This window comes from Bradyrhizobium sp. BR 10261, assembly GCF_019455395.1.
Lineage (GTDB): Bacteria > Pseudomonadota > Alphaproteobacteria > Rhizobiales > Xanthobacteraceae > Bradyrhizobium > Bradyrhizobium manausense.
On record NZ_JACOFQ010000057.1, the window covers coordinates 1 to 20,167 of the forward strand.

Annotated in this window: 20 protein-coding genes; 15 read left to right on the forward strand and 5 right to left on the reverse strand. The window is 63.5% G+C overall.

Translation table 11 applies throughout. The annotated features are described in order from the left end of the window. Positions 1–346: 346 nt before the first annotated feature. Together HYH07_RS35770 and HYH07_RS35775 are read left to right on the forward strand one after the other, a co-directional pair. Complete coding sequence (locus HYH07_RS35770; RefSeq protein ID WP_220006852.1) at positions 347–565, forward strand: hypothetical protein; 219 nt, start codon at positions 347–349, stop codon at positions 563–565. A gap of 148 nt (positions 566–713) precedes the next feature. After that, positions 714–1,772 carry a putative sulfate exporter family transporter gene (locus HYH07_RS35775; RefSeq protein ID WP_220006853.1) on the forward strand — a complete coding sequence of 353 codons (1,059 nt, stop codon included), beginning with the start codon at positions 714–716 and terminating at the stop codon, positions 1,770–1,772. Between the two features lie 139 nt (positions 1,773–1,911). On the opposite strand, the gene HYH07_RS35780 is transcribed toward HYH07_RS35775, so the two are convergent. The 5 genes from HYH07_RS35780 to HYH07_RS35800 form a co-directional block, all read right to left on the reverse strand. Beyond that, the gene (locus tag HYH07_RS35780) at positions 1,912–2,799 is read right to left on the reverse strand and encodes an ABC transporter ATP-binding protein (protein WP_409363932.1); all 888 of its coding nucleotides are present in this window, start codon (positions 2,797–2,799) and stop codon (positions 1,912–1,914) included. After that, on the reverse strand, positions 2,781–3,695 hold the full coding sequence (locus HYH07_RS35785; protein ID WP_220006855.1) for an ABC transporter permease: 915 nt from the start codon (positions 3,693–3,695) through the stop codon (positions 2,781–2,783). The genes HYH07_RS35780 and HYH07_RS35785 overlap by 19 nt, the downstream gene beginning before the upstream one ends. Further along, positions 3,692–5,113, reverse strand: a complete 1,422-nt coding sequence (locus HYH07_RS35790; protein ID WP_220006856.1) for an ABC transporter substrate-binding protein — start codon at positions 5,111–5,113, stop codon at positions 3,692–3,694. Before HYH07_RS35790 ends, HYH07_RS35785 begins: the two co-directional genes overlap by 4 nt. 178 nt (positions 5,114–5,291) lie before the next feature. Next, positions 5,292–6,065, reverse strand: coding sequence for a Crp/Fnr family transcriptional regulator (locus tag HYH07_RS35795; protein ID WP_220006857.1), 774 nt, complete (start codon positions 6,063–6,065; stop codon positions 5,292–5,294). 207 nt (positions 6,066–6,272) lie between these two features. Then, the gene (locus HYH07_RS35800) at positions 6,273–6,569 is read right to left on the reverse strand and encodes a DUF971 domain-containing protein (protein WP_220006868.1); all 297 of its coding nucleotides are present in this window, start codon (positions 6,567–6,569) and stop codon (positions 6,273–6,275) included. A gap of 209 nt (positions 6,570–6,778) precedes the next feature. Here HYH07_RS35800 and HYH07_RS35805 point away from each other — a divergent pair, with 209 nt between their 5' ends. The 13 genes from HYH07_RS35805 to HYH07_RS35865 form a co-directional block, all read left to right on the forward strand. After that, entirely contained in the window at positions 6,779–7,552 is a 774-nt protein-coding gene (locus HYH07_RS35805; protein WP_220006858.1) for a ferredoxin--NADP reductase, read from the forward strand. A gap of 104 nt (positions 7,553–7,656) precedes the next feature. Next, complete coding sequence (locus tag HYH07_RS35810; RefSeq protein ID WP_220006859.1) at positions 7,657–9,399, forward strand: fumarate reductase/succinate dehydrogenase flavoprotein subunit; 1,743 nt, start codon at positions 7,657–7,659, stop codon at positions 9,397–9,399. Positions 9,400–9,430: 31 nt separating this feature from the next. After that, positions 9,431–9,664 carry a ferredoxin family protein gene (locus tag HYH07_RS35815; protein WP_008141081.1) on the forward strand — a complete coding sequence of 78 codons (234 nt, stop codon included), beginning with the start codon at positions 9,431–9,433 and terminating at the stop codon, positions 9,662–9,664. A gap of 2 nt (positions 9,665–9,666) precedes the next feature. Continuing rightward, entirely contained in the window at positions 9,667–10,644 is a 978-nt protein-coding gene (locus tag HYH07_RS35820) for a HEAT repeat domain-containing protein (protein WP_220006860.1), read from the forward strand. A gap of 114 nt (positions 10,645–10,758) precedes the next feature. Then, a complete protein-coding gene (locus HYH07_RS35825) occupies positions 10,759–11,931 on the forward strand; it encodes a fumarylacetoacetate hydrolase family protein (RefSeq protein ID WP_220006861.1) in 1,173 nt (390 codons plus the stop codon). Positions 11,932–12,245: 314 nt separating this feature from the next. After that, entirely contained in the window at positions 12,246–13,211 is a 966-nt protein-coding gene (gene ytfQ, locus HYH07_RS35830; RefSeq protein WP_057758962.1) for a galactofuranose ABC transporter, galactofuranose-binding protein YtfQ, read from the forward strand. 118 nt (positions 13,212–13,329) lie between these two features. Beyond that, a complete protein-coding gene (locus HYH07_RS35835) occupies positions 13,330–14,868 on the forward strand; it encodes a sugar ABC transporter ATP-binding protein (RefSeq protein WP_220006862.1) in 1,539 nt (512 codons plus the stop codon). Then, positions 14,865–15,857 (forward strand): ABC transporter permease, encoded by a 993-nt coding sequence (locus HYH07_RS35840; protein WP_220006863.1) that lies wholly within the window; start codon positions 14,865–14,867, stop codon positions 15,855–15,857. Before HYH07_RS35835 ends, HYH07_RS35840 begins: the two co-directional genes overlap by 4 nt. After that, positions 15,854–16,834: a galactofuranose ABC transporter, permease protein YjfF gene (yjfF, locus tag HYH07_RS35845; RefSeq protein ID WP_220006864.1), complete on the forward strand. Its 981-nt coding sequence runs from the start codon at positions 15,854–15,856 to the stop codon at positions 16,832–16,834. Before HYH07_RS35840 ends, yjfF begins: the two co-directional genes overlap by 4 nt. After that, positions 16,831–17,598 carry a FadR/GntR family transcriptional regulator gene (locus HYH07_RS35850; RefSeq protein WP_057758954.1) on the forward strand — a complete coding sequence of 256 codons (768 nt, stop codon included), beginning with the start codon at positions 16,831–16,833 and terminating at the stop codon, positions 17,596–17,598. The genes yjfF and HYH07_RS35850 overlap by 4 nt, the downstream gene beginning before the upstream one ends. Then, positions 17,595–18,521 (forward strand): Gfo/Idh/MocA family protein, encoded by a 927-nt coding sequence (locus HYH07_RS35855; RefSeq protein WP_220006865.1) that lies wholly within the window; start codon positions 17,595–17,597, stop codon positions 18,519–18,521. The genes HYH07_RS35850 and HYH07_RS35855 overlap by 4 nt, the downstream gene beginning before the upstream one ends. Positions 18,522–18,523: 2 nt before the next feature. After that, entirely contained in the window at positions 18,524–19,600 is a 1,077-nt protein-coding gene (locus HYH07_RS35860) for an aldose epimerase family protein (protein ID WP_220006866.1), read from the forward strand. Further along, on the forward strand, positions 19,600–20,167 hold a 568-nt coding region (locus tag HYH07_RS35865; protein ID WP_220006867.1), incomplete at its 3' end, for an SMP-30/gluconolactonase/LRE family protein. The genes HYH07_RS35860 and HYH07_RS35865, both read left to right, overlap by 1 nt.

A 20,167-nucleotide genomic window follows, 5' to 3' on the forward strand; every position in this document is an offset into this window, starting at 1 on the left:
GCACCAGCACCATGAGGAGGCAGCGGATATCCCCTTCCGCAATGGCCGAGGCGAGGTCGAGGGGCTTGCGGGGAGATTCGATGTTCATCGTCTTCTTCTGATCTCCGGCGATCCGGCGGCGGACCGGCGGGCGAAGGCAGGCTAGTCGACCCGGATGGAATCGTCCATGCGGCCGGCTTCCGGGTCCAGGCTCCGGTGCCAAATGGGGCGAAAGAAGAAAACTATTGCCGTGGGATGTTCCTGCGGAAGGAGTTTCCCCTCAGGGGGCCAAAAACGCCAATCGCTTCCATTGCTGTTTGGGGCCGAAACGACGACATTCCATCCAGAAATTGATGGATTGACGACCATGGAACGCACTGGATTTGAGCCCTTCGGCGAGCAGCTGGTGTCCGCGACGGACAGCCGGTCGCAATCGCGTGGCTCAAAGCTGTTGCTTCGGGCCGGCACCACCGTCTTCTGGACGCTGGTCGCAGGCATCGTGCTCGCGCGTGCTGCGTTCTTCGAGCCGGGCGTCTATGACAGGTTCAGCCACGTGGCTTCGCTCGCCAAGGACCTGCTCTTCTGATACGGACCTGCTCTTCTGAGACGGACCGCTGTTTTGAGACGGGTTATTCCGCGCCGAGGATCAAACTTCCCTCGGCCCTGATATGTCGAAAACTTATTCCCCAACGCGAGCGCCGTGCGTATAAATCTTTCTCCTCTGGGAGAGATTTGTGTCGCAGAATCAAGCATCCAGCCCGGCCGACGCCAAGCCGACCACGGCCTTTAGCCGTATCGTCGCGCTGATTCCCGGCATTCTCCTTTGCATCCTTGTCGCAGGTGTTTCGGCCCTGCTGGAGCGGGCGGAACTCGGCGTGTTCGAGCACCCTTATATCGAGGCGCTGGTGATGGCGATCCTGCTGGGGATGGCCCTGCGCAGCTTCTGGAAGCCGGCGCCGCGCTGGCAGGCCGGCATCGCCTTCAGTGCCAAGCAGCTGCTTGAAGTCGCGGTCATGCTGCTCGGCGCCTCCATCAGCTTTGCCGCCATCGCGGCCTCCGGCATCGCGTTGCTCGCCTCGATCGCTGCAGTCGTGGTGATCGCGCTCTGCGTCTCCTTCGGCCTGAGCCGCATGCTCGGGCTATCGACGCGGCTGTCGATCCTGATTGCCTGCGGCAATTCGATCTGCGGCAATTCGGCGATCGCGGCGGTCGCGCCGATCATCGGCGCCAGCAGCGACGAGATCGCATCCTCGATCTCTTTCACTGCGATCCTCGGCGTCATGATGGTGCTGGGCCTGCCGCTGTTGATCCCGCTGCTCCAGCTCACCGCCACGCAGTACGGCATTCTCGCTGGCCTAACCGTCTATGCCGTGCCGCAAGTACTCGCGGCGACGGTGCCGGCCGGCCTGATCTCCACGCAGATCGGCACGCTGGTCAAGCTGATGCGCGTGCTGATGCTGGGCCCCGTGGTCGTCGGCCTCTCGCTGGTCGCCTCGCGCTGGCAGGCCGGCGCCAAGAAGACCAATGTCGGCTTCTTCCGCCTGGTCCCGTGGTTCATCCTCGGCTTCCTAGCGCTCGCGACCTTGCGCTCGCTGGAGATCGTGCCGGGCACAGTGGTCGCGCCGGTGACGAAGATCACGACGTTCCTTACTGTGGTGTCGATGGCGGCCCTCGGCCTCGGCGTCGACGTGCGCGTGCTCGCCAATGTTGGTGGCAGGGTGACGGCGGCTGTGACGCTCTCGCTGATGCTGCTGCTCGGCATCAGCATCGCGCTGGTGCACTGGTTCAAGTGATCAGAGCCAGGCCGCCGTAGGGTGGGCAAAGGCGCGTAAGCGCCGTGCCCACCACCTGTCTCCGTAGGCGAATTTCGGTGGGCACGCTCCGCTTTGCCCACCCTACGAGACTGTCATCGCCGCATGCAGAATCGCTAAATCAAATCACGTCCGCCAGCGAATGCCCGTGCAGCTCGATGTTGAGTCCCTGCATGCCCATGTCGTTGATCTCGCCGCCCATCGCCTTCAGGCTCTCCTCGCGGATCAGCGACATCAGACCGCGGCGCAGTGCCAAAAATTCCGACGACATCATCATCGATTGCTGCCGCGGCCGCTCCAAGGGAATCGGTATCTCCGCCTTGATCGAGCCGGGGCGCGCGGTCATGCAGTAGACGCGGTCGGACAGGAAGATCGCCTCGTCGATGTCGTGGGTGACGAACAGCACCGAGATTTTCAGGCGCTGCCACATATTGGTGAGGATTTGTTGCATGATGACGCGCGTCTGCGCGTCGAGCGCGCCGAACGGCTCGTCGAGCAGCAGCACCTTCGGTCCCGTGGCGAGCGCACGGACGATGCCGACGCGCTGCTTCATGCCGCCGGACAGTTTCTCCGGATAATGCTTTTCGAAGGCTTCCAGGCCAGCCAGTCCGAGCAATGTGCGCGCGGCCCGTTCGCGCTGCGACCGCGGCATGCCGCGCATCTTGAGGCCGAACTCGACATTCTCTCGCACCGTCTTCCAGGGAAACAGCGAATATTGCTGGAACACCATGCCGCGTTCGGCGCTGGGGCCGTTCACACGCTCGCCGTCGACGGTGACGATTCCCGTGGTGGGTTTGAGGAAGCCGGCGACTGCGTTCAGCAGCGTCGACTTCCCGCAGCCGGAGGGCCCGACGATCGAGACGAATTCGCCCGGCTTCACATGGATCTGCGTGTCGGTGACGGCCTGAACCGGCCCCTCGATGCTGTCATAGCTGAGGGAGAAGTTCTTGACGTCGATATGGCCCTTCGGTGCGCTCGCAAGCATCTCGCTCATCTCGTCGACCTCCATGGCATCACCAGATGTCCCGCACCCCTGATCAGCAGGCTCGATCCGAGGCCAAGCACGCCGATCGCGATCATGCCGAGCGCGATGTCGGCATATTGCACCAGCGAATAGGCCTCCCAGGTGAAATAGCCGATGCCGTACTGGCCCGAGATCATCTCGGCCGCGATCAGCGACACCCAGGCGACGCCCATGCCGACGGTAAGGCCGGTGAAGATGTGCGGCAGCGAGGCCGGAAAATACACCTCGCGGAAGATCGACCGTTCGCGCGCGCCGAGACATTGTGCGGCGCGCACCAGCACGGGGTCGACCAGCGACATGCCGTGCAGCGTGTTGACCAGGATCGGGAAGAACGAGCCGAGGAAGGTGATGAAGACGATGCTCTGCTCGTTGGTCGGCCACAGCATGATCGCCATCGGCACCCAGGCGATCGCCGGGATCGGCCGCAGCACCTCGGCCACGGGAAAGATGATCTCATGCGCCAGCTTGAAGCGGCCCATGATCAGGCCAAGCGGCACGCCGACAACAGCGGCCAGCGAGAAGCCGATGAAGATGCGCCGGCAGCTCAGCAAGATGTGCATCAGGAATTTGGGATCGTGGATCGCCTTGGCGAAGCTCGCATAGACCGCGAGCGGGGAGGGCACGTTGGTGAAGCGCACGAAGAACACGACGCGATAGGTCGTGAGCAGGTGCCAGACCAGCAGGAAGGCGATCAGCGAGATGATGCCGATCGCGGTCGCGCGAAGCCGACCCTGGTTCAGCCGGTACCAGCGCAGCGCGACCATGCCGAAGGATGGCGGTGGCGCGGGTGGGGTGGCGGCTGGCGCGGGGCCCGCCTGTGCAAGTGCTGCTGTTGCCGGCATACTGTCCTCGGGATGTCTGACGAGGGCGGGACTGCTCACGTCTTTCCTCCGCTGACGGCTGCCTTTACCGCGTCTTCGAAGCCGAGCACCTTGCCGCTGATCTTGGCGGCATAGGCCTCGGCGTCCTTCTTGAGTAGGAACGGGGCGACGTCACCATTGCCGACCGCAAAGAAGGCCTGGTCGGCGAATAGTTTGATGCCGCGCGTGGTGTCGAAGACGTAAGCGACGTTGATCTTCTTACCCTTGGCCTTGAAGTCGGCATAAGCCCCGAGCGTGCAGGCGGCGGACGAGAACGGCATGATGCCGGCCTCATCGACCCAGACCTCGCCCGCCTTGCGCGGATCGTTGATCGGCTTCTTGCAGAAGGCGTCTTCGCCCCTGATCTCATAGTTCTTGGTGCTGCCCAGCTGCGCGTCATAGTCGAGCTTCATCTCGGCGTAGGCCTTGCGGATGTAGCTGTCGTCGACCCATTTCTTTGGATCGAACTCCTTCATGCGGCCGAGGTTTTGCAGCACCTTGACGTCGGCGCTGGCTGCTTCGATCAGCGCCGGCTTGATCGTCGGATCGGTGGTCATGTTGCCGCTCGGTCCCAGGAAGATGTAGACGACTTCCTTGTTGATGCCGGTCCATTCCTGGATCTTCTCGGAAGCAAGCTTGGGATCGTCGCGCAGCCACTGGTTGGCGGCGATCAGCGCCTTGAAATAGGCAACGACGACTTCAGGATATTTCTCGGCGAAATCCGTGCGTACGACGATGCCGTGAAAGGTCGGCAAGTTCGTCTCGACGCCGTCGAAGATTTTTCGCGCGAAGCCGCGGAAGGGAAGCAGCTCTGCGAAGGGGACGAAGTCGGCATGGGCGTCGATCTTCTTCTCCTGGAGATTGGTCGAGCCGACCTCCGGGCTCTGGCTGACGAGCTGGAAGAAATCGGATGAATAGCCGCGGTCTTGCATCGCCTTCAGCACCATGCCGTGCGCGGCGGAGCCGAACGGCACGCTGACCAGCTTGCCCTTGAGGTCGGCGAGATCGTAGTAGGGCGAGTCCTTGTGGACGACGATGCCGTTGCCGGAGCCGGACAGGCTGTATGCGGCGATGCCGATCAGCCGGCTCTTGCTTTCAGGGTTGCTCTCGAAGGTGAAGCCGTTCACGATCAGCGGATAGTCGCCCATCATGCCGATCTGCAGCTTGTTCGCCATCATCGCGTTGGTGACGGGCGGACCAGACGTGAAATTTTGCCACTCCAGCTCGAACTTGATGTTGGCGTATTTGCCTGACGTGGGCAGATATTTTTCGAGAAGATGCAGCTGCCGGATGACGACGCCCGCGGTCACTGTGTTGGTCGTGGTGTCCTGCGTTCCGATGCCGAGCGTGACGGTTTCCGCCGAGGCCGGCTGGGCGAGGCTTAGCGCCAGCGACGTCACCGACATCGCGATCGAGAGCGTGGGAAGATGGCGGACCATTCTCATCCTCATTCGGTTGGATGTGCTGCGGTTGCCATGATTGGGGGAGGGCGTGGACAGGGCAAATCCGGAATGACCGAGGTAGTCGATTAGTTGCCGGGAAAAGCTGATTGCATAGTCCTTGGGCAGTCCTGCACTATAAAGCCGCTTGCCTGTGCACCGGCCCTGGTCGGCTTTTTCAGTCGGAGGCTTGGCCGCGCATCTCCTCCAGCACGTCGGTTCGGCAGACCACGATCTGCGATCGCTTGGTGACGACGATTCCCTTCTCCTGCATCCGCTTCAGGCTGATCGTGACCCATTGCCTGGTGGCGCCGACCATGTGGGCGATGTCGGCATGGGTGAAGGCGGCCGCGATCACGCGGCCCTCGGCATCCTCGACGCCGTAGAGCTCGACGAGGTGCAGGAGCAGATGTGCGAGGCGCTGCGTGATCGAGCGAGTTCCCAGCATCTGCGCCAGCGCCGAATAGCATTTGCCCTTGAAAGTCAGGCCTTCAATGAGACCGATCGCGAGGTTCGGGATCTCCGCAGCAAGGGACCGCAGTTCCCTTCCGGGCAGGTGTACGACGCTGCAATTGCTCGACGCGACGCCGGACCATTGATGCACCGTGCCCTCGAACACTTCGGGCCCGCCGACGAAGTTGCCGACATGCCAATAGGCAAGTGTGATCTCGCGCCCCTGCGGCGAGGTGTAGAACACACGGATGCGGCCGCTTTCGATCAGCCAGATGCCGTCATGCTTACCGCCCTGGCTGAACAGCGTCTGGCCGCGGTTAAGCACCTTTCGCCGGCCCTGCTTCAGCACCAGTTCCCGCTCTCGTGGGCTGAGCTTGTCCATCAGCGCCGGCGGCCCTCCGATCCATTGCCGGTTCTCCGTCAGCAGCAGCGAGGAACTAGCCACAGGTCGGACTGCCGGGGGAACCGCCCCGCGCACTGCACTTGCCGCCTGCAACATTGTCTGCCTCCGGAACGCTCAAATCGTTCTACAGATGAGCAATGTCCGTGCCAGATGGGGAGCTTGGTGCACGCCATTCACCCCGCTGTCATCGCCCGCGAAGGCGGGCGATCCAGTATCCCAGAGGCGTCAGTGGGGAAACGGAGGAGCCGCGGCGTACTGGATTCCCCGCCTTCGCGGGGAATGACAGCGGAGTTTGTGAAGACCCTACCGCCCCGCCAGACTCAGCAGATAGGGCTTCGGGTAAATCCCCCTGTTGTGTCCGTCCGAAAACGAGATGTTCAGCCCATAGCCGAGGTCGCCGATCTCGGTGATGGCGATTCCCGGAAACCGTTCAGGGAAACGTTCGTCGAAGCGGGCACGGGTGCAGTGGGCGCATTTGCAGGAAAGGCGGAGTTTCTCGGCGGGAACGCTGAGGGCATCACCCTCGGTGGTGCGGACGAGGAGCGTCGCGAGATCGGCGCTTGCTTCGTAGTCGGCCACGGTTGGCGCCATCAGGGTCATGGTCATGACGAACCTCCTCATACTGTTTACGTCGCCGCCGGCGCGCGCGGATAGCAACTAATTGCCAGCGAGAGCATGCGATCGGACGGCTTGCCGCCTGCTCTTCAATCACCTCTCGCGAAATGTGAAACTAATCGACCGGGAATTCCACTTCCGAATTGCCGGACTCGCCTCTCTCCGAGAACCTGCGCGCGATCAAAGGAGAGACCATGAGCGCATTTCAGAAGGAAACGGTTTTGTCGGTCCGGCACTGGACCGAGTCCCTGTTCAGCTTCACCGCGACGCGCGATCCCGGCTTCCGCTTCCAGAATGGCCAGTTCGCGATGATCGGTCTGGAAGTCGAGGGCAAGCCGTTGATGCGCGCCTACAGCATGGCCAGCGCCAATCACGAGGAAGCGCTCGAATTCTTCTCGATCAAGGTGCAGGACGGCCCGCTGACCTCGCGGCTCCAAAAGATCCGGGAAGGCGACATCATCCTGGTCGGCCGCAAGGCGACGGGTACGCTGATCACCGGCAATCTCATCCCGGGAAAACGCCTGCTGCTGCTCGCGACCGGCACGGGCCTTGCGCCCTTCGCCAGCCTGATCAAGGACCCCGACGTTTACGAGAACTACGAGACCATCGTGCTCGCCCATGGCTGCCGCCAGGTCTCCGAGCTCGCTTATGGCGAGCACGTCGTCGATGGCCTGCGCAATCACGAATTCTTCGGCCCCCTGATCCGCGACAAGCTGGTCTATTATCCGACCGTCACCCGCGAGCCGTTCCGCAATCGCGGCCGCATCACCGACCTCATCGCTTGCAACCAGCTGTTCGAGGAGATCGGCCAATCCGGCCTCGATATCGAGACCGACCGCATCATGCTGTGCGGGAGTCCGGCGATGCTCGAGGAACTGCACGCGATGTTCTCCGCGCGCGGCTTTGTCGAGGGCAATCACAGCCAGCCCGGTCATTTCGTCATCGAAAAGGCCTTCGTCGAGCGCTGAGGCGCAAATCGCGTCTCGGCGACAACTAATTGCTATCGCCGGACGACCACCTGAACAAATCTGATGCAAAGGCGCCGGAGATGCCGGCGGACCAGGAGCAAGCGATGGCACTAGATCAGATCGTCGACGGACTTTCGGAGGTTTCCTGCGATGTGCTCGTCATCGGCGGCGGCACCGCCGGCCCGATGGCGGCGCTGAAGGCGAAGCTGAAGAACCCGAAGGCCAACGTCGTTCTGCTCGAGAAGGCCAACGTCAAGCGCTCAGGCGCGATCTCGATGGGTATGGACGGACTGAACAACGCCGTCATCCCCGGCTACGCGACGCCGGAGCAGTACACCAAGGAAATTACCATCGCCAATGACGGCATTGTCGACCAGAAGGCGGTCTATAAATATGCCCAGAATTGCTACAAGATCATCGAGGAGCTCGACAGTTTCGGCATCCGCTTCCTGAAGAACGAGAACGGCGACTACGCCGTCAAGAAGGTGCACCACATCGGCACCTATGTGCTGCCGATGCCAAACGGCGAGACCGTGAAGAAGGCGCTGTACCGTCAGCTCCGCCGCGCGCGCATCCTGATCTCCAACCGCTACATGGCGACGCGGCTGCTGAAATCGTCTGACGGCCGCATTGCCGGCGCGATCTCCGTCAACACCCGCACCGCCGAGATCCTGGTGATCAAGGCCAAGGCCGTGATCCTTTGCATGGGCGCCGCCGGCCGGCTTGGCCTGCCGACCTCCGGCTACATGTTCGGCACCTACGAGAACGCAGCCAATTCCGGTGACGGCTATTCCATGGCTTATCACGCTGGTGCTGCGCTCGCGAACCTCGAATGCTACCAGATCAATCCGCTGATCAAGGATTATAACGGCCCGGCCTGCGCCTATGTCGCCGGTCCCTTCGGCGCCTTCACGGCGAACAACGAAGGCTCGCGCTTCATCGAATGCGATTACTGGTCCGGCCAGATGATGCTGGAGTTCTACAACGAACTCCTGTCAGGCAAGGGGCCGGTGTTCCTCCAGCTCAAGCATCTCCATCCCGACACCATCTCGGAGATCGAATCGACGCTGCACAAGGTCGAGCGGCCCACCCGCGGTCTGTTCCAGCAGGGGCGCGGCGTCGATTACCGCAACGAATCGATCGAGATGCACATCTCGGAGATCGGCTTCTGCTCCGGCCACAGCGCCTCCGGCGTGTTCGTCGACGACAACGCACGCACGACCGTGCCGGGCCTGTACGCCGCCGGCGACATGGCGAGCGTGCCGCACAATTACATGCTCGGCGCTTTCACCAACGGCTCGGTCGCCGGCATCGACGCGATGGAGTTCGCCGACAATCACGACTTTGCCGAGTTCGATGCGGCCGATGTCGCCAAGGAGCGCGATCGCGTGCTCGCACCGACCAAACGCGAGGACGGCATTCCGCCGAACCAGGTCGAATACAAGACCCGCCGGCTGGTGAATGATTATCTCCAGCCGCCGAAGGTCACGCGCAAATACGAGCTCGGCATGCGCCGCCTCGCCGAGACGCGGCAGGACATGCGGGAGCGCATGATCGCGCGCAACGCGCATGAGCTGCTCCGCGCGTTGGAAGTGCAGTCGATCATGGATTGCGCCGACATGGCCGTGCATGCCTCGCTCTATCGCGAGGAGAGCCGCTGGGGCCTCTACCACTGGCGCACCGATTTCCCGGAGAAGGACAACGAGAACTGGTTCTGCCACACGCTGCTGAGCAAGCAGAACGGCAAGATGACCAGTGAGAAGCGCGCCGTCGAACCTTACGTCGTCCCGATCGCCGACGACGAGAAGGATCTCTACGACAAGCAGCGCATCCGCGCCACTGCCTGATCCACCGCAACAGAGCAACAGGAGACATCACATGCCTCTCGCGTCCTATCAGACATCGGTTCCGGTGGTTGTCGACGACGCCAAATGCATCGCAGACAAAGGCTGCACCGTCTGTGTCGACGTCTGCCCGCTCGACGTGCTGCGCATCAGCGACATGACCGGCAAGGCCTACATGGCCTATGATGAGTGCTGGTACTGCATGCCCTGCGAGGCCGATTGTCCGACCGGCGCGGTTACTGTCAACATTCCCTATCTGTTGAGGTGATCATGTCGAGCCCGTTCGAATCTTACGACGATCTCGAAGATGCCGACGAGCGGCTCCAGGCCGCCGATCCTGCCGAGCGCCGCGTCGCGATCATCGCGCTCGGCCATTCCGGCGATCCCGCGGCCGTCGCGCACCTCGCCAATATGGTGGCCGATCCAGACGCCGGCGTGCGCCAACAAGTGGCGATGGCACTCGGCGAGTTCGATGGGCCGGAGGCGGCAAGCGCGCTGGTGAAGCTGCTGGTCGATCCGGAAAGGATCGTCGCGGCGGCCGCGGCCGACAGCATGGCGGAATTCAAGGATCCCGCCTGCGCCGATGTCATCCTGCCGCTCGTCAAGCATGCCCACGCCTTCGTTCGCATAGGCGCGCTGCGCGCGCTGAAGGAATTGCGCTGCAAGGACACCCTCAAGCCAGCACTCGAAGCGCTGCAGGACACCGATGCTGCCGTCCGCGTGCAGGCGATCGGCGTGATCGGATTCCTCAAGTTGGAAGAATCGATCCCCGCGTTGACGTCACTGATCAACGACCCCGATGCGCATGTTCGGCGTGCCGCCGTCAGCGCGCTGGCGTTCTCGCAGATGAAGCCGGCAGCGGAGACGATCACCCGCGCACTGAAGGATTCGGATTGGATGGTGCGCGAGATGGCGGCCGAGACTTTGGGTCTCAACACCAATGGTTCGCTCGCAGCCGACCAGCTTGTCAGCGCGCTCGGTGACGAATTCTGGCAGGTGCGGTTGAAGGCAATTCGCAGCCTCGGCAGGATGAAGATCGAGCGTGCGGTGCGTCCGATCGGCAATTGCGTCAATCACGACCAGGCGAATTTGCGCAAAGAGGCGGCCGCTGCACTCGGCGAAATCGCCCACGCGGACGGCGAAGTGTTCCTGGCCGTTATCGCTGACGATTCCGATCCCGATGTCCGCAAGAATGCGCGCTGGGCGCTGCAGCAGATCGCGGCGCGGAAGGCGCGGGCAGGGGTATAGCAGCGAGGCATCCTGCCACTCTGGACTTCCCCTGCCAGACGTTTATTTGTCTTCGCCAATGGGATCGGCCGCTTGCGAAAGGGGCTGGTCCGAAAAACAGCGAGGACGCCGGCCATGACGAATTTGACGGTTCAAGACCTTCTCCCCGAAGACGGAACGAAGGGAACGCTGGTCGGCCGCGTCTGGCTGCCGCAGGCGAACGGTCCGGCCGTGGTCGCGGTGCGCGCTGACGGCGTCTTCGACGTCACCGCCAGATTTCCGACCGTCAGCGCCCTCTGCGAGGAGGACAATCCGGCCCAGGCGCTTGCCGCGATCAGGGGCGAACGCATCGGCGATCTCGAAGCCATCGTCGCCAACACGGCACCTGATGGGCGCGATCCGAAAAAGCCCTGGCTGCTCGCGCCGGTCGATCTCCAGACCCTGAAGGCCGCGGGTGTCACTTTCGCGATCTCGATGCTGGAACGCGTGATCGAGGAGCGCGCCAAGGGCAACCCGGCCTCGGCCGAAGCCATTCGCAAGGAAGTCACGCGGCTGATCGGCGACGATCTGTCCAAGCTCAAGCCGGGTTCTGACCAGGCGATGCATTTGAAGCAGGTGCTGATCGATCAGAACGCCTGGAGCCAATATCTCGAGGTCGGCATCGGCCCCGATGCCGAGGTCTTCACCAAGGCGCCGACGCTTTCCTCGGTCGGCACCGGCATGGATGCCGGGCTGCATCCGAAATCGACCTGGAACAATCCCGAGCCGGAGCTCGTGCTGTTCGTCTCCAGTCGCGGCAAGATCGTCGGCGGTGCGCTCGGCAACGACGTCAATTTGCGCGACTTTGAAGGCCGCTCGGCGCTTCTGCTGTCGAAGGCCAAGGACAACAACGCCTCTTGCGCAATCGGCCCGTTGCTGCGGTTGTTCGACGAGACCTTCACGCTCGATGACGCGCGCAAGCTCGACATCAGCCTGAACGTAACGGGGACTGACGGCTTTGTCCTCGACGGGCATTCCTCGATCAGCAAGATCAGCCGCGATCCGACCGATCTCGTCGCGCAGACCATCGGCAAGGTGCATCAATATCCTGACGGTTTCGTGCTGTTCCTCGGCACGATGTTCGCACCGGTCAAGGATCGCGATGCGCCGGGGCAGGGGTTCACCCACAAGCGCGACGACATCGTCACGATTGCCGCCCCGCAACTCGGCAAGCTCGTCAACCGCATGCGGACCAGCGACGAGTGCGAGCCGTGGACGTTCGGCATCGGCGCACTGATGAAGAATCTTGCGCAGCGCAAGCTGATCTAGCTTTTTCGCTTGCCTGCTGCTGATCGCACCGGATCACACACGCGAATTTCCATGAGATCGTCATGCCCGGACGAGCCCAGCCATGACGATGTTGTCTCGTAGAAACGAGTTGATCTTTAAGTTGCATGCGGTATAATATTAACTTTATGCGTGTGTATTTCGCTCGTCCAGATTATTCGACCAAATAGTCAAATAATATGACTATACGGACGCCGGCTTCCGTGGAATAGTCCCTTCCGCCGCCCTGAAGGCCGGCCTGAGGGTGTCATGATACCGTGGACGCCCCGGATAACCACTTGGGAGACACACGCCTCATGACCCTCAAAGCCCTTTTTGCGGCCAGCGCCACCGCCGCGTTGTTGCTTGCACTGCCGGCGAACGCCGCAGAGCTCACCGTCGGCTTCTCGCAGATCGGATCGGAATCCGGCTGGCGCGCAGCCGAGACCTCGGTCTCCAAGCAGGAGGCCGCCAAGCGCAAGGTCAATCTCAAGATCGCCGACGCGCAGCAGAAGCAGGAAAACCAGATCAAGGCGATCCGCTCCTTCATCGCGCAGAACGTCGATGCGATCTTCCTCGCCCCCGTCGTCTCGACTGGCTGGGATGCGGTGCTGAAGGAAGCCAAGGAAGCCAAGATTCCGGTCGTGCTGCTTGACCGCGACATCGATCCCTCAGGCAAGGACCTCTATCTCACCGCCGTCACCTCGGACAGCGTCCACGAAGGCGAGGTCGCCGGCGACTGGCTGGCCAAGACCGTCGGCGACAAGGCCTGCAACATCGTCGAATTGCAGGGCACGGTCGGCGCCAGCGTTGCCGCCAACCGCAAGAAGGGCTTTGACACCGCGATCGCCAAGCACGCCAATCTAAAGATTGTGCGCAGCCAGACCGGTGACTTCACCCGTGCCAAGGGCAAGGAAGTCATGGAGAGCTTCATCAAGGCCGAGGGCGGCGGCAAGAACATCTGCGCGGTCTACGCCCACAACGACGACATGATGGTCGGCGCGATCCAGGCCATGAAGGAAGCCGGTCTCAAGCCGGGCAAGGACATCCTCACGGTGTCGATTGACGCAGTGCCTGATATCTTCAAGGCGATGGTCGCCGGCGAGGCCAATGCCACGGTCGAGCTGACGCCGAACATGGCCGGCCCGGCGTTCGACGCCGTCGCGGCCTTCAAGGAGAAGGGTACGGTTCCACCGAAGTGGATCCAGACCGAATCCAGGCTGCTCACGGCTACTGACAATCCGCAGAAGGAATACGACAGCAAGAAGGGCCTCGGTTACTGAGGCAGGCGTCTTGCCGGACCACGCTCCGTGGTCCGGCAAACCCCCTTCGCAACCGTCGCGCGAACGAATAGGCTGGGTGTCCGCAGCATGAGCGGGCGCCGGTGGGAGTGACGTCGTTATGGAGAACAGCCTTGGTCCTGCTCCGCCGCTCCTGGAGGTGCGCGGGATCAGCAAAAGCTTTGGTGCGGTGCGCGCGTTGCAGGAGGTCGACTTCACGCTTCGCGCGGGCGAGATCCATGCGCTGCTCGGCGAGAACGGCGCCGGCAAATCCACGCTGATCAAGGTCGTCACCGGCGTGTTCCCGCGCGATGCCGGTGTTGTTCGGCTGGGCGGCGACGAGGTCGCGCCGCGTTCGGCCAAGGCTGCGCTCGAGGCCGGCATTGCCACCGTCTACCAGGAAGTCAATCTGCTGCCGAACCTTTCGGTCGCGCAGAACCTTTTTCTCGACCGCCAGCCGATGCGATTCGGTATCGTGCGCGAAGGCGAGATGCGCCGCCGCGCCAAAGCGCTGCTGACCGAGTTTGGCCTCGACATCGATGTCGCAGCGCCGCTCGGCAATTATTCGGTCGCCATTCAGCATGTCACCGCGATCGCGCGCGCCGTCGATCTTTCCGCACGCGTGCTGATTCTGGACGAGCCGACTGCGAGCCTCGACCGTCATGAGGTCGAGATCCTCTTCGGTATCATGCGTCAGCTTGCCAGGCGCGGCATCGGCATTGTCTTCGTCAGCCATTTCCTCGATCAGGTCTACGAGATCTCCGATCGGATCACGGTGCTGCGCAACGGCCGCCTGGTCGGCGAGCGCGAGACGGCCTCGCTGCCCCGGCTCGAGCTGATCCGGATGATGCTCGGGCGCGAGCTCGCCGAAACCACCAGCGCGCGGGCGGCGGCAGACGACCGTCCGCCGCGCGAGGTCTGTGCGAGTTTCGAGAATTACGGCAAGGCCGGCTATGTCGCGCCGTTCAATCTCGAGCTGCGTCATGGCGAGGTCGTCGGCCTTGCCGGACTGCTCGGCTCGGGCCGTACCGAGACGGCGCGGCTGGTGTTCGGCGCCGAGCGCCCCGATGGCGGGCAGGCGAGGGTGGAGGGTGCCCCCGTGCGACTGCAGTCGCCGCGCGACGGCGTCCGCCAGGGCTTTGGCTATTGCCCGGAGGAGCGCAAGACCGACGGCATCGTCGCCGAGCTCACCGTGCGCGAGAACATCGTGCTCGCGCTGCAGGCCAAGCGCGGCCTGCATCGGCCGCTGTCGCGCCGTGAGCAGGACGAGATTGCCCGCCGCTACGTCAAGATGCTCGACATCCGTCCGCCCGATCCCGAGCGCCCGGTGGGCCTGCTCTCCGGCGGCAATCAGCAAAAGGCGCTGCTGGCGCGCTGGCTCGCGACGTCGCCGCGGCTCCTCGTGCTGGATGAACCTACGCGAGGCATCGATGTCGGCGCGCACGCCGAGATCATCCGCCTGATCCGCGAGCTCTGCGACGACGGGCTGGCGCTCCTCGTGATCTCCTCCGAGCTCGACGAGATCGTGACCTATTCCGATCGCGTGGTCGTGCTGCGCGATCGCGCCCATGTCGAGGAGCTCGCGGGCGAGGCCATCGACGTCACCAATATCCTCGCGGCCATCGCCGCCGATGGCGCAGCGAAAGAGGCTCGGGCATGACGATGCTGCTGCCGCGCCGCGGCCTTGCCCAGATCCTGGCGCTGATCGTCATCCTCGCGGTCGACCGCGTGGTATCGCCGCAATTTTTCGACCTGCGTCTTCAGGACGGCCGCCTGTTCGGCAGCCTGATCGACGTGCTCAATCGCGGCACGCCGGTGGCGTTGCTCTCGCTCGGCATGGTGCTTGTGATCGCAACGCGCGGCATCGATCTCTCGGTCGGTGCGGTGATGGCCATCTGCGGCGCGATCGCCGCAAGCCTCGCCGATAGTCACGGCCTGCCGGTGGTGCTGGCGGCCGCGCTCGGCGCCGGCCTCGTCTGCGGATTGTGGAACGGTTTTCTTGTCGCCGTGCTCGGCATGCAGCCGATCGTGGCGACGCTGATCCTGATGGTGGCAGGGCGCGGCATTGCCCAGCTGATCACCGAGGGGCGCATTGTGACCTTCAGCTCGCCGGACCTGGTCTGGCTCGGCAACGGTGCCATTCTCGGCGTTCCGGTCCCGATCGCGATTGCGCTAGGCATGCTGATCCTCACGGGCGCGGTGGTCCGCGGCTCGGCACTCGGACTCCTGATCGAGGCGACGGGCGGCAATGCACGCGCGAGCGAGCTTGCCGGCGTCGGTACCCGCGCGATGATCTTGGCGGTCTATGTCTGGTGCGGCGTCTGCGCCTCGCTCGCGGGCGTGATCGCCGCGGCCGACATCATGGGGGCAGATGCAAACAATGCTGGCCTCTGGCTCGAGCTCGACGCGATTCTCGCGGTCGTGATCGGCGGCACCTCGCTGTTCGGCGGCCGCTTCAGCCTCGTTCTGGCCGTGCTGGGTGCGCTGATCATCCAGACCATGAACACCGGCATCCTGCTATCGGGCTACCCGCCGGAGTTCAATTTGCTGGTCAAGGCCGTGGTGGTGCTCGCGGTGCTGCTGCTGCAATCGCCAAATCTGTCCGGCTTTGCCGGCATCATGGCGCGGCTGCGGAGGGCGAAACCATGAAAGGCCTCCCGCCCGTCCTGATCACGGCCATTGTGCTCTTCGTGGGCTTTGCGCTCTGCGCGATGCAGTTTCCCAACATTGCCTCGACCCGCGTGGTCGGCAATCTCCTCACCGACAATGCCTTCCTCGGCATCGTCGCGACCGGCATGACCTTCGTCATTATCTCCGGCGGGATCGATCTCTCGGTCGGCTCGGTGATCGGCTTCACCACTGTGTTCGTTGCGCTGGCGATCGAACGCTGGGGCGTGCCGCCGCTGGTTGCCTTCGTCGCCATCCTCGTGCTCTCGGCGGCCTTTGGTGCGGCGATGGGAGCGGTCATCCACGTTTTCGACCTGCCGCCCTTCATCGTGACGTTGGCCGGCATGTTCCTGGCGCGCGGCGCCAGCTTCCTGCTCTCGACGGAATCCGTGCCGATCACGGCGCCTGTTTATTCGACCGTGTCAGACTTTGCGTTGCGGATGCCCGGGGGCGGGCGGCTCAGCGCGATCGCGATCATCATGCTCGTGATCTTGATCGGTGGCATCCTGTTGCTGCGTCTCACCCGGTTCGGTGCCAATGTTTATGCACTCGGGGGTGGCCGGGCGACCGCGAGCCTGATGGGCGTTGCAGTCGGCAAGATGACGATAAAGATCTACATGCTGTCGAGCCTGCTGGCAGGGACTGCCGGGATCGTGTTCTCCTTCTACACCAGCGCCGGCTATTCGCTTTCCGCTGTCGGTGTCGAGCTCGATAGCATCGCTGCCGTTGTGATCGGCGGCACACTGCTCACGGGCGGGCAGGGCTCGGTGATCGGCACCTTCCTCGGCGTGCTGATCCAGGGCATGATCCAGACCTACATCAATTTCGACGGCACGCTGTCGAGCTGGTGGACCAAGATCGCGACCGGGATCTTGCTGTTCGCCTTCATCGCACTTCAGCAGGGCCTGGTCGCGCTGGCGCGCCGGCCAGTGGCAACGCGCGCGGGAGCAGCCTCATGACTTCGCGCATCGTCGTCATCCCGACACGACGGGCCCATTCCAATCACGCGGAAGTGTCCCGCTCGATCGGCGTCGACATCATCGCTGGCCGGTATGCGGAAGGCGTGCGGCTTCCGGGCGATGCCGAGCTGACGGCGATGTTCGGCGTGTCGCGTCCGGTGTTGCGCGAGAGCGTGAAAACGCTGGTCGCCAAGGGCCTGCTCACCACCAAGGCGCGGGTTGGCACCGTTGTACGCGGGCGTGCCGCCTGGAACATGTTCGACGCCGATGTGCTGGCCTGGCATCTCGACGCCGGCATCGACAGGCGCTTTCTCAACGACCTCGCGGAGATACGTCTTGCGGTCGAGCCCCGCGCGGCGGCACTGGCGGCCAGGCGCCGTTCGGAAGAAGACATCGCCGAGCTTCGGCGCAGCATGGACCGCATGCGGCAGGAGACGTCCGAGTCCGTCGACTTTGCCGAGGCCGACCTCGCCTTGCACCTTGCGGTGGCGCGAGCGTCCGGCAATCCGTTCATGCGCTCCATCGGTCATGTGATCGAGGCTGCCTTGCGCACGGCATTCATGCTCAGTGCACCTGCGGGATCGGAAGACCGCGAGATTACCTTGCTCTGGCACCAGAAGATCGTCGATTCGATCGCAGAAGGTGACGCCGACGCGGCGGCCGAGGCCATGGCCTTCGTCATTCACAACGGCATGCGCCGGCATAAGGGCACGGCGGCCGAGACGGCACCGGCCGCGCCCGCAGAACCTGGAGAACATCCGTGACAGCTCTTCGTATCGCCATCGTCGGCTTCGGCAAGATCGCGCGCGACCAGCATGTCGGCGCGATCGCCGCGACGCCTGGCGCGGTACTTGCCGCCGTCGCGAGCCGCAACGCCTTGCTGCCCGGCCTGCCCCATTTTGCGACCATCGAGGAGCTGCTGGAGAAGGGTCCGGAGATCGATGCGGTGTCGCTCTGCACACCGCCGCAGGTGCGCCGCGCCCAGGCTGCCGCAGCGCTCGCCGCCGGCAAGCATGTCATGCTGGAGAAGCCGCCAGGCATCGGCGTTGCAGAGCTCGATCCGTTGATCTCAATGGCGGTCGACGCAAAGCGCACCTTGTTTGCGACCTGGCATTCGCGCCACGCCCCGGCGGTCGAGCCGGCCCGCGAATGGCTGGCAACGCGCCGGATCAAGTCGGTTCACATCATCTGGAAGGAAGATGTCCGCGTCTGGCATCCCGGCCAGACCTGGATCTGGGAGCCGGGCGGGCTGGGCGTGTTCGATCCCGGCATCAATGCGCTCTCGATCCTGACCCGCATATTGCCAAAGCCGGTGTTCGTCACTGCGGCCGAACTTGCCTTTCCGGCCAATTGCCAGTCGCCGATTGCCGCCAACCTGACGCTGACCGACATCGGCGGCCTGCCTGTTACAGCCGAGTTCGACTTTCGTCAGACCGGGCCGCAGAGCTGGGATATCGTGGCGGAAACCGATCAGGGCCGGATGACATTGTCTCGTGGTGGCAGGATCATGGAGATCGACGGCAAGGTTGTTGCCGACGCGCCTGATGAGGAATATCGAGAACTCTACCGTCACTTCGTCAAGCTCGCGGCATCAGGCGTGAGCGATGTCGACCTGGCACCACTTCGCCTCGTCGCCGACTCTTTCCTGCTCGGCAAGCGTACTATCGTCGAACCGTTTGTGGACTAGACATGGCTGCTGCGAAAATAGCAAAGGACGTGTTCGGAACACTGCCGGATGGACGCAGTGTCGAGCGTGTCGTGCTGCGTGGGGAGGGCGGGTTTGAGGCCCGCATCATCACCCATGGCGCCGTGATCCAGGCGCTGATCACGCCGGATGCCAAGGGCGGCACCGACGACGTCGTGCTCGGCCACGACAGCTTTGCCGGCTATCTCGCTGAACGGAAGTTCTTTGGCGCCACCGTTGGCCGCTATGCCAACCGCATCGCCAACGGCCGGTTTTCGCTGGACGGCGAGACCTTCCAGCTTGCCGTCAACAACGGCCCCAACGCGCTGCATGGCGGCCTCGACGGTTTCGACCGCAAGATCTGGGACATTGCCGAGATCGATGGCGGCGCCAGCCCTGCGGTCACGCTGGCCTATACGAGCCCGCATGGCGAGGAGAATTATCCCGGCAAGCTCGAGGTGCGCCTGACCTATCGCGTCACAGGCCCGACCGAGCTGTCGCTGATCATGGAGGCACGGACCGACCGGCCGACCATCGTGAACCTCACCAATCACAGCTTCTTCAATCTGGAAGGCGCGAGCTCGGGCGCGTCCACCCTCGATCACAGGCTGACGGTCAAGGCTGACCATTTCCTCGCTATCGATCCCACCGCCATCCCGCTACCGGAACCGCCGCGCAGCGTAGCCGGCACGCCGTTCGACTTCCGCGAGGCTCACCCCGTCGGCGCGCTCATCCGCGAGGGCGATCTGCAATTGCGAAACGGCAGGGGCTATGATCACACTTATTGCCTCGCGCGCGATGGCAAGCTCGCGCTTGCGGCCCGGCTGGAAGCACCGCTTTCAGGACGGATCATGGAGCTGTTCACCGACCAGCCCGGCCTGCAAGTCTATTCCGGCAACTATCTCGACGGCACGATCGCGGGCAAGGGCGGCAAGCTGATCCGTCAATCGGACGCCTTGTGCCTGGAGCCGCATATGTGGCCCGACTCGCCGAACCGGCCGGATTTTCCGAGCCCGCGCCTCGACCCCGGCAGTGTCTACCGACATCACACCGTCTATCGCTTCGCAGCGAGGACGCCATGATGGAGCAGGTGCCGACGACCATTCTCTCCACCGAGCGATGTCATCTCGGTGAAGGCCCGACCTATGACGTGGCCACCGACACCGCCTGGTGGTTTGACATTCGCGAGGGGAAGCTGTTCCAGGCGCATCTTGGCAGCGGTGCGATCCGAATCCACGCACTGGGCCGGATGGCGAGCGCGCTGGGGCGGATCGATGCCGAGCGCCAGCTCGTTGTCGCCGAGGATGGCTGTTACATCCGCACACTCGCCGATGGCGCAATGACGATGTTCTGCCCGCTGGAGGCGGACAATCCCGCGACACGCTCCAATGATTGCCGGGTGCATCAATCCGGAACGTTCTGGATCGGAACGATGGGACGCAAGGCCGAGCGAGGTCTGGGGGCGATCTACGCGCTCCACCGCGGCAAGATCTTGATGCTGTTTCCGGGCATCAGCATCCCAAACTCGATCTGCTTCTCGCCGGACGGCGCCACAGGCTATTTCACCGACACCGCGCGCGGCGCGCTCTATGCCGTGCCGCTCGATCCTGACACGGGCCTGCCGCGCGGCGAGCCTGAAGTGTTGCTGC

Bases quoted from the DNA above. Each gene is read 5' to 3' on its own strand.
- ytfQ (WP_057758962.1), top strand. From the start codon at position 12,246: ATGACCCTCAAAGCCCTTTTTGCGGCCAGCGCCACCGCCGCGTTGTTG.
- HYH07_RS35810 (WP_220006859.1), top strand. From the start codon at position 7,657: ATGGCACTAGATCAGATCGTCGACGGACTTTCGGAGGTTTCCTGCGAT.
- HYH07_RS35850 (WP_057758954.1), top strand. From the start codon at position 16,831: ATGACTTCGCGCATCGTCGTCATCCCGACACGACGGGCCCATTCCAAT.
- HYH07_RS35795 (WP_220006857.1), bottom strand. From the start codon at position 6,065: ATGTTGCAGGCGGCAAGTGCAGTGCGCGGGGCGGTTCCCCCGGCAGTC.
- HYH07_RS35835 (WP_220006862.1), top strand. From the start codon at position 13,330: ATGGAGAACAGCCTTGGTCCTGCTCCGCCGCTCCTGGAGGTGCGCGGG.
- HYH07_RS35840 (WP_220006863.1), top strand. From the start codon at position 14,865: ATGACGATGCTGCTGCCGCGCCGCGGCCTTGCCCAGATCCTGGCGCTG.
- HYH07_RS35825 (WP_220006861.1), top strand. From the start codon at position 10,759: ATGACGAATTTGACGGTTCAAGACCTTCTCCCCGAAGACGGAACGAAG.
- HYH07_RS35860 (WP_220006866.1), top strand. From the start codon at position 18,524: ATGGCTGCTGCGAAAATAGCAAAGGACGTGTTCGGAACACTGCCGGAT.
- HYH07_RS35770 (WP_220006852.1), top strand. From the start codon at position 347: ATGGAACGCACTGGATTTGAGCCCTTCGGCGAGCAGCTGGTGTCCGCG.
- HYH07_RS35820 (WP_220006860.1), top strand. From the start codon at position 9,667: ATGTCGAGCCCGTTCGAATCTTACGACGATCTCGAAGATGCCGACGAG.
- HYH07_RS35800 (WP_220006868.1), bottom strand. From the start codon at position 6,569: ATGACCCTGATGGCGCCAACCGTGGCCGACTACGAAGCAAGCGCCGAT.
- HYH07_RS35805 (WP_220006858.1), top strand. From the start codon at position 6,779: ATGAGCGCATTTCAGAAGGAAACGGTTTTGTCGGTCCGGCACTGGACC.
- HYH07_RS35815 (WP_008141081.1), top strand. From the start codon at position 9,431: ATGCCTCTCGCGTCCTATCAGACATCGGTTCCGGTGGTTGTCGACGAC.
- HYH07_RS35790 (WP_220006856.1), bottom strand. From the start codon at position 5,113: ATGGTCCGCCATCTTCCCACGCTCTCGATCGCGATGTCGGTGACGTCG.
- HYH07_RS35780 (WP_409363932.1), bottom strand. From the start codon at position 2,799: ATGGAGGTCGACGAGATGAGCGAGATGCTTGCGAGCGCACCGAAGGGC.
- yjfF (WP_220006864.1), top strand. From the start codon at position 15,854: ATGAAAGGCCTCCCGCCCGTCCTGATCACGGCCATTGTGCTCTTCGTG.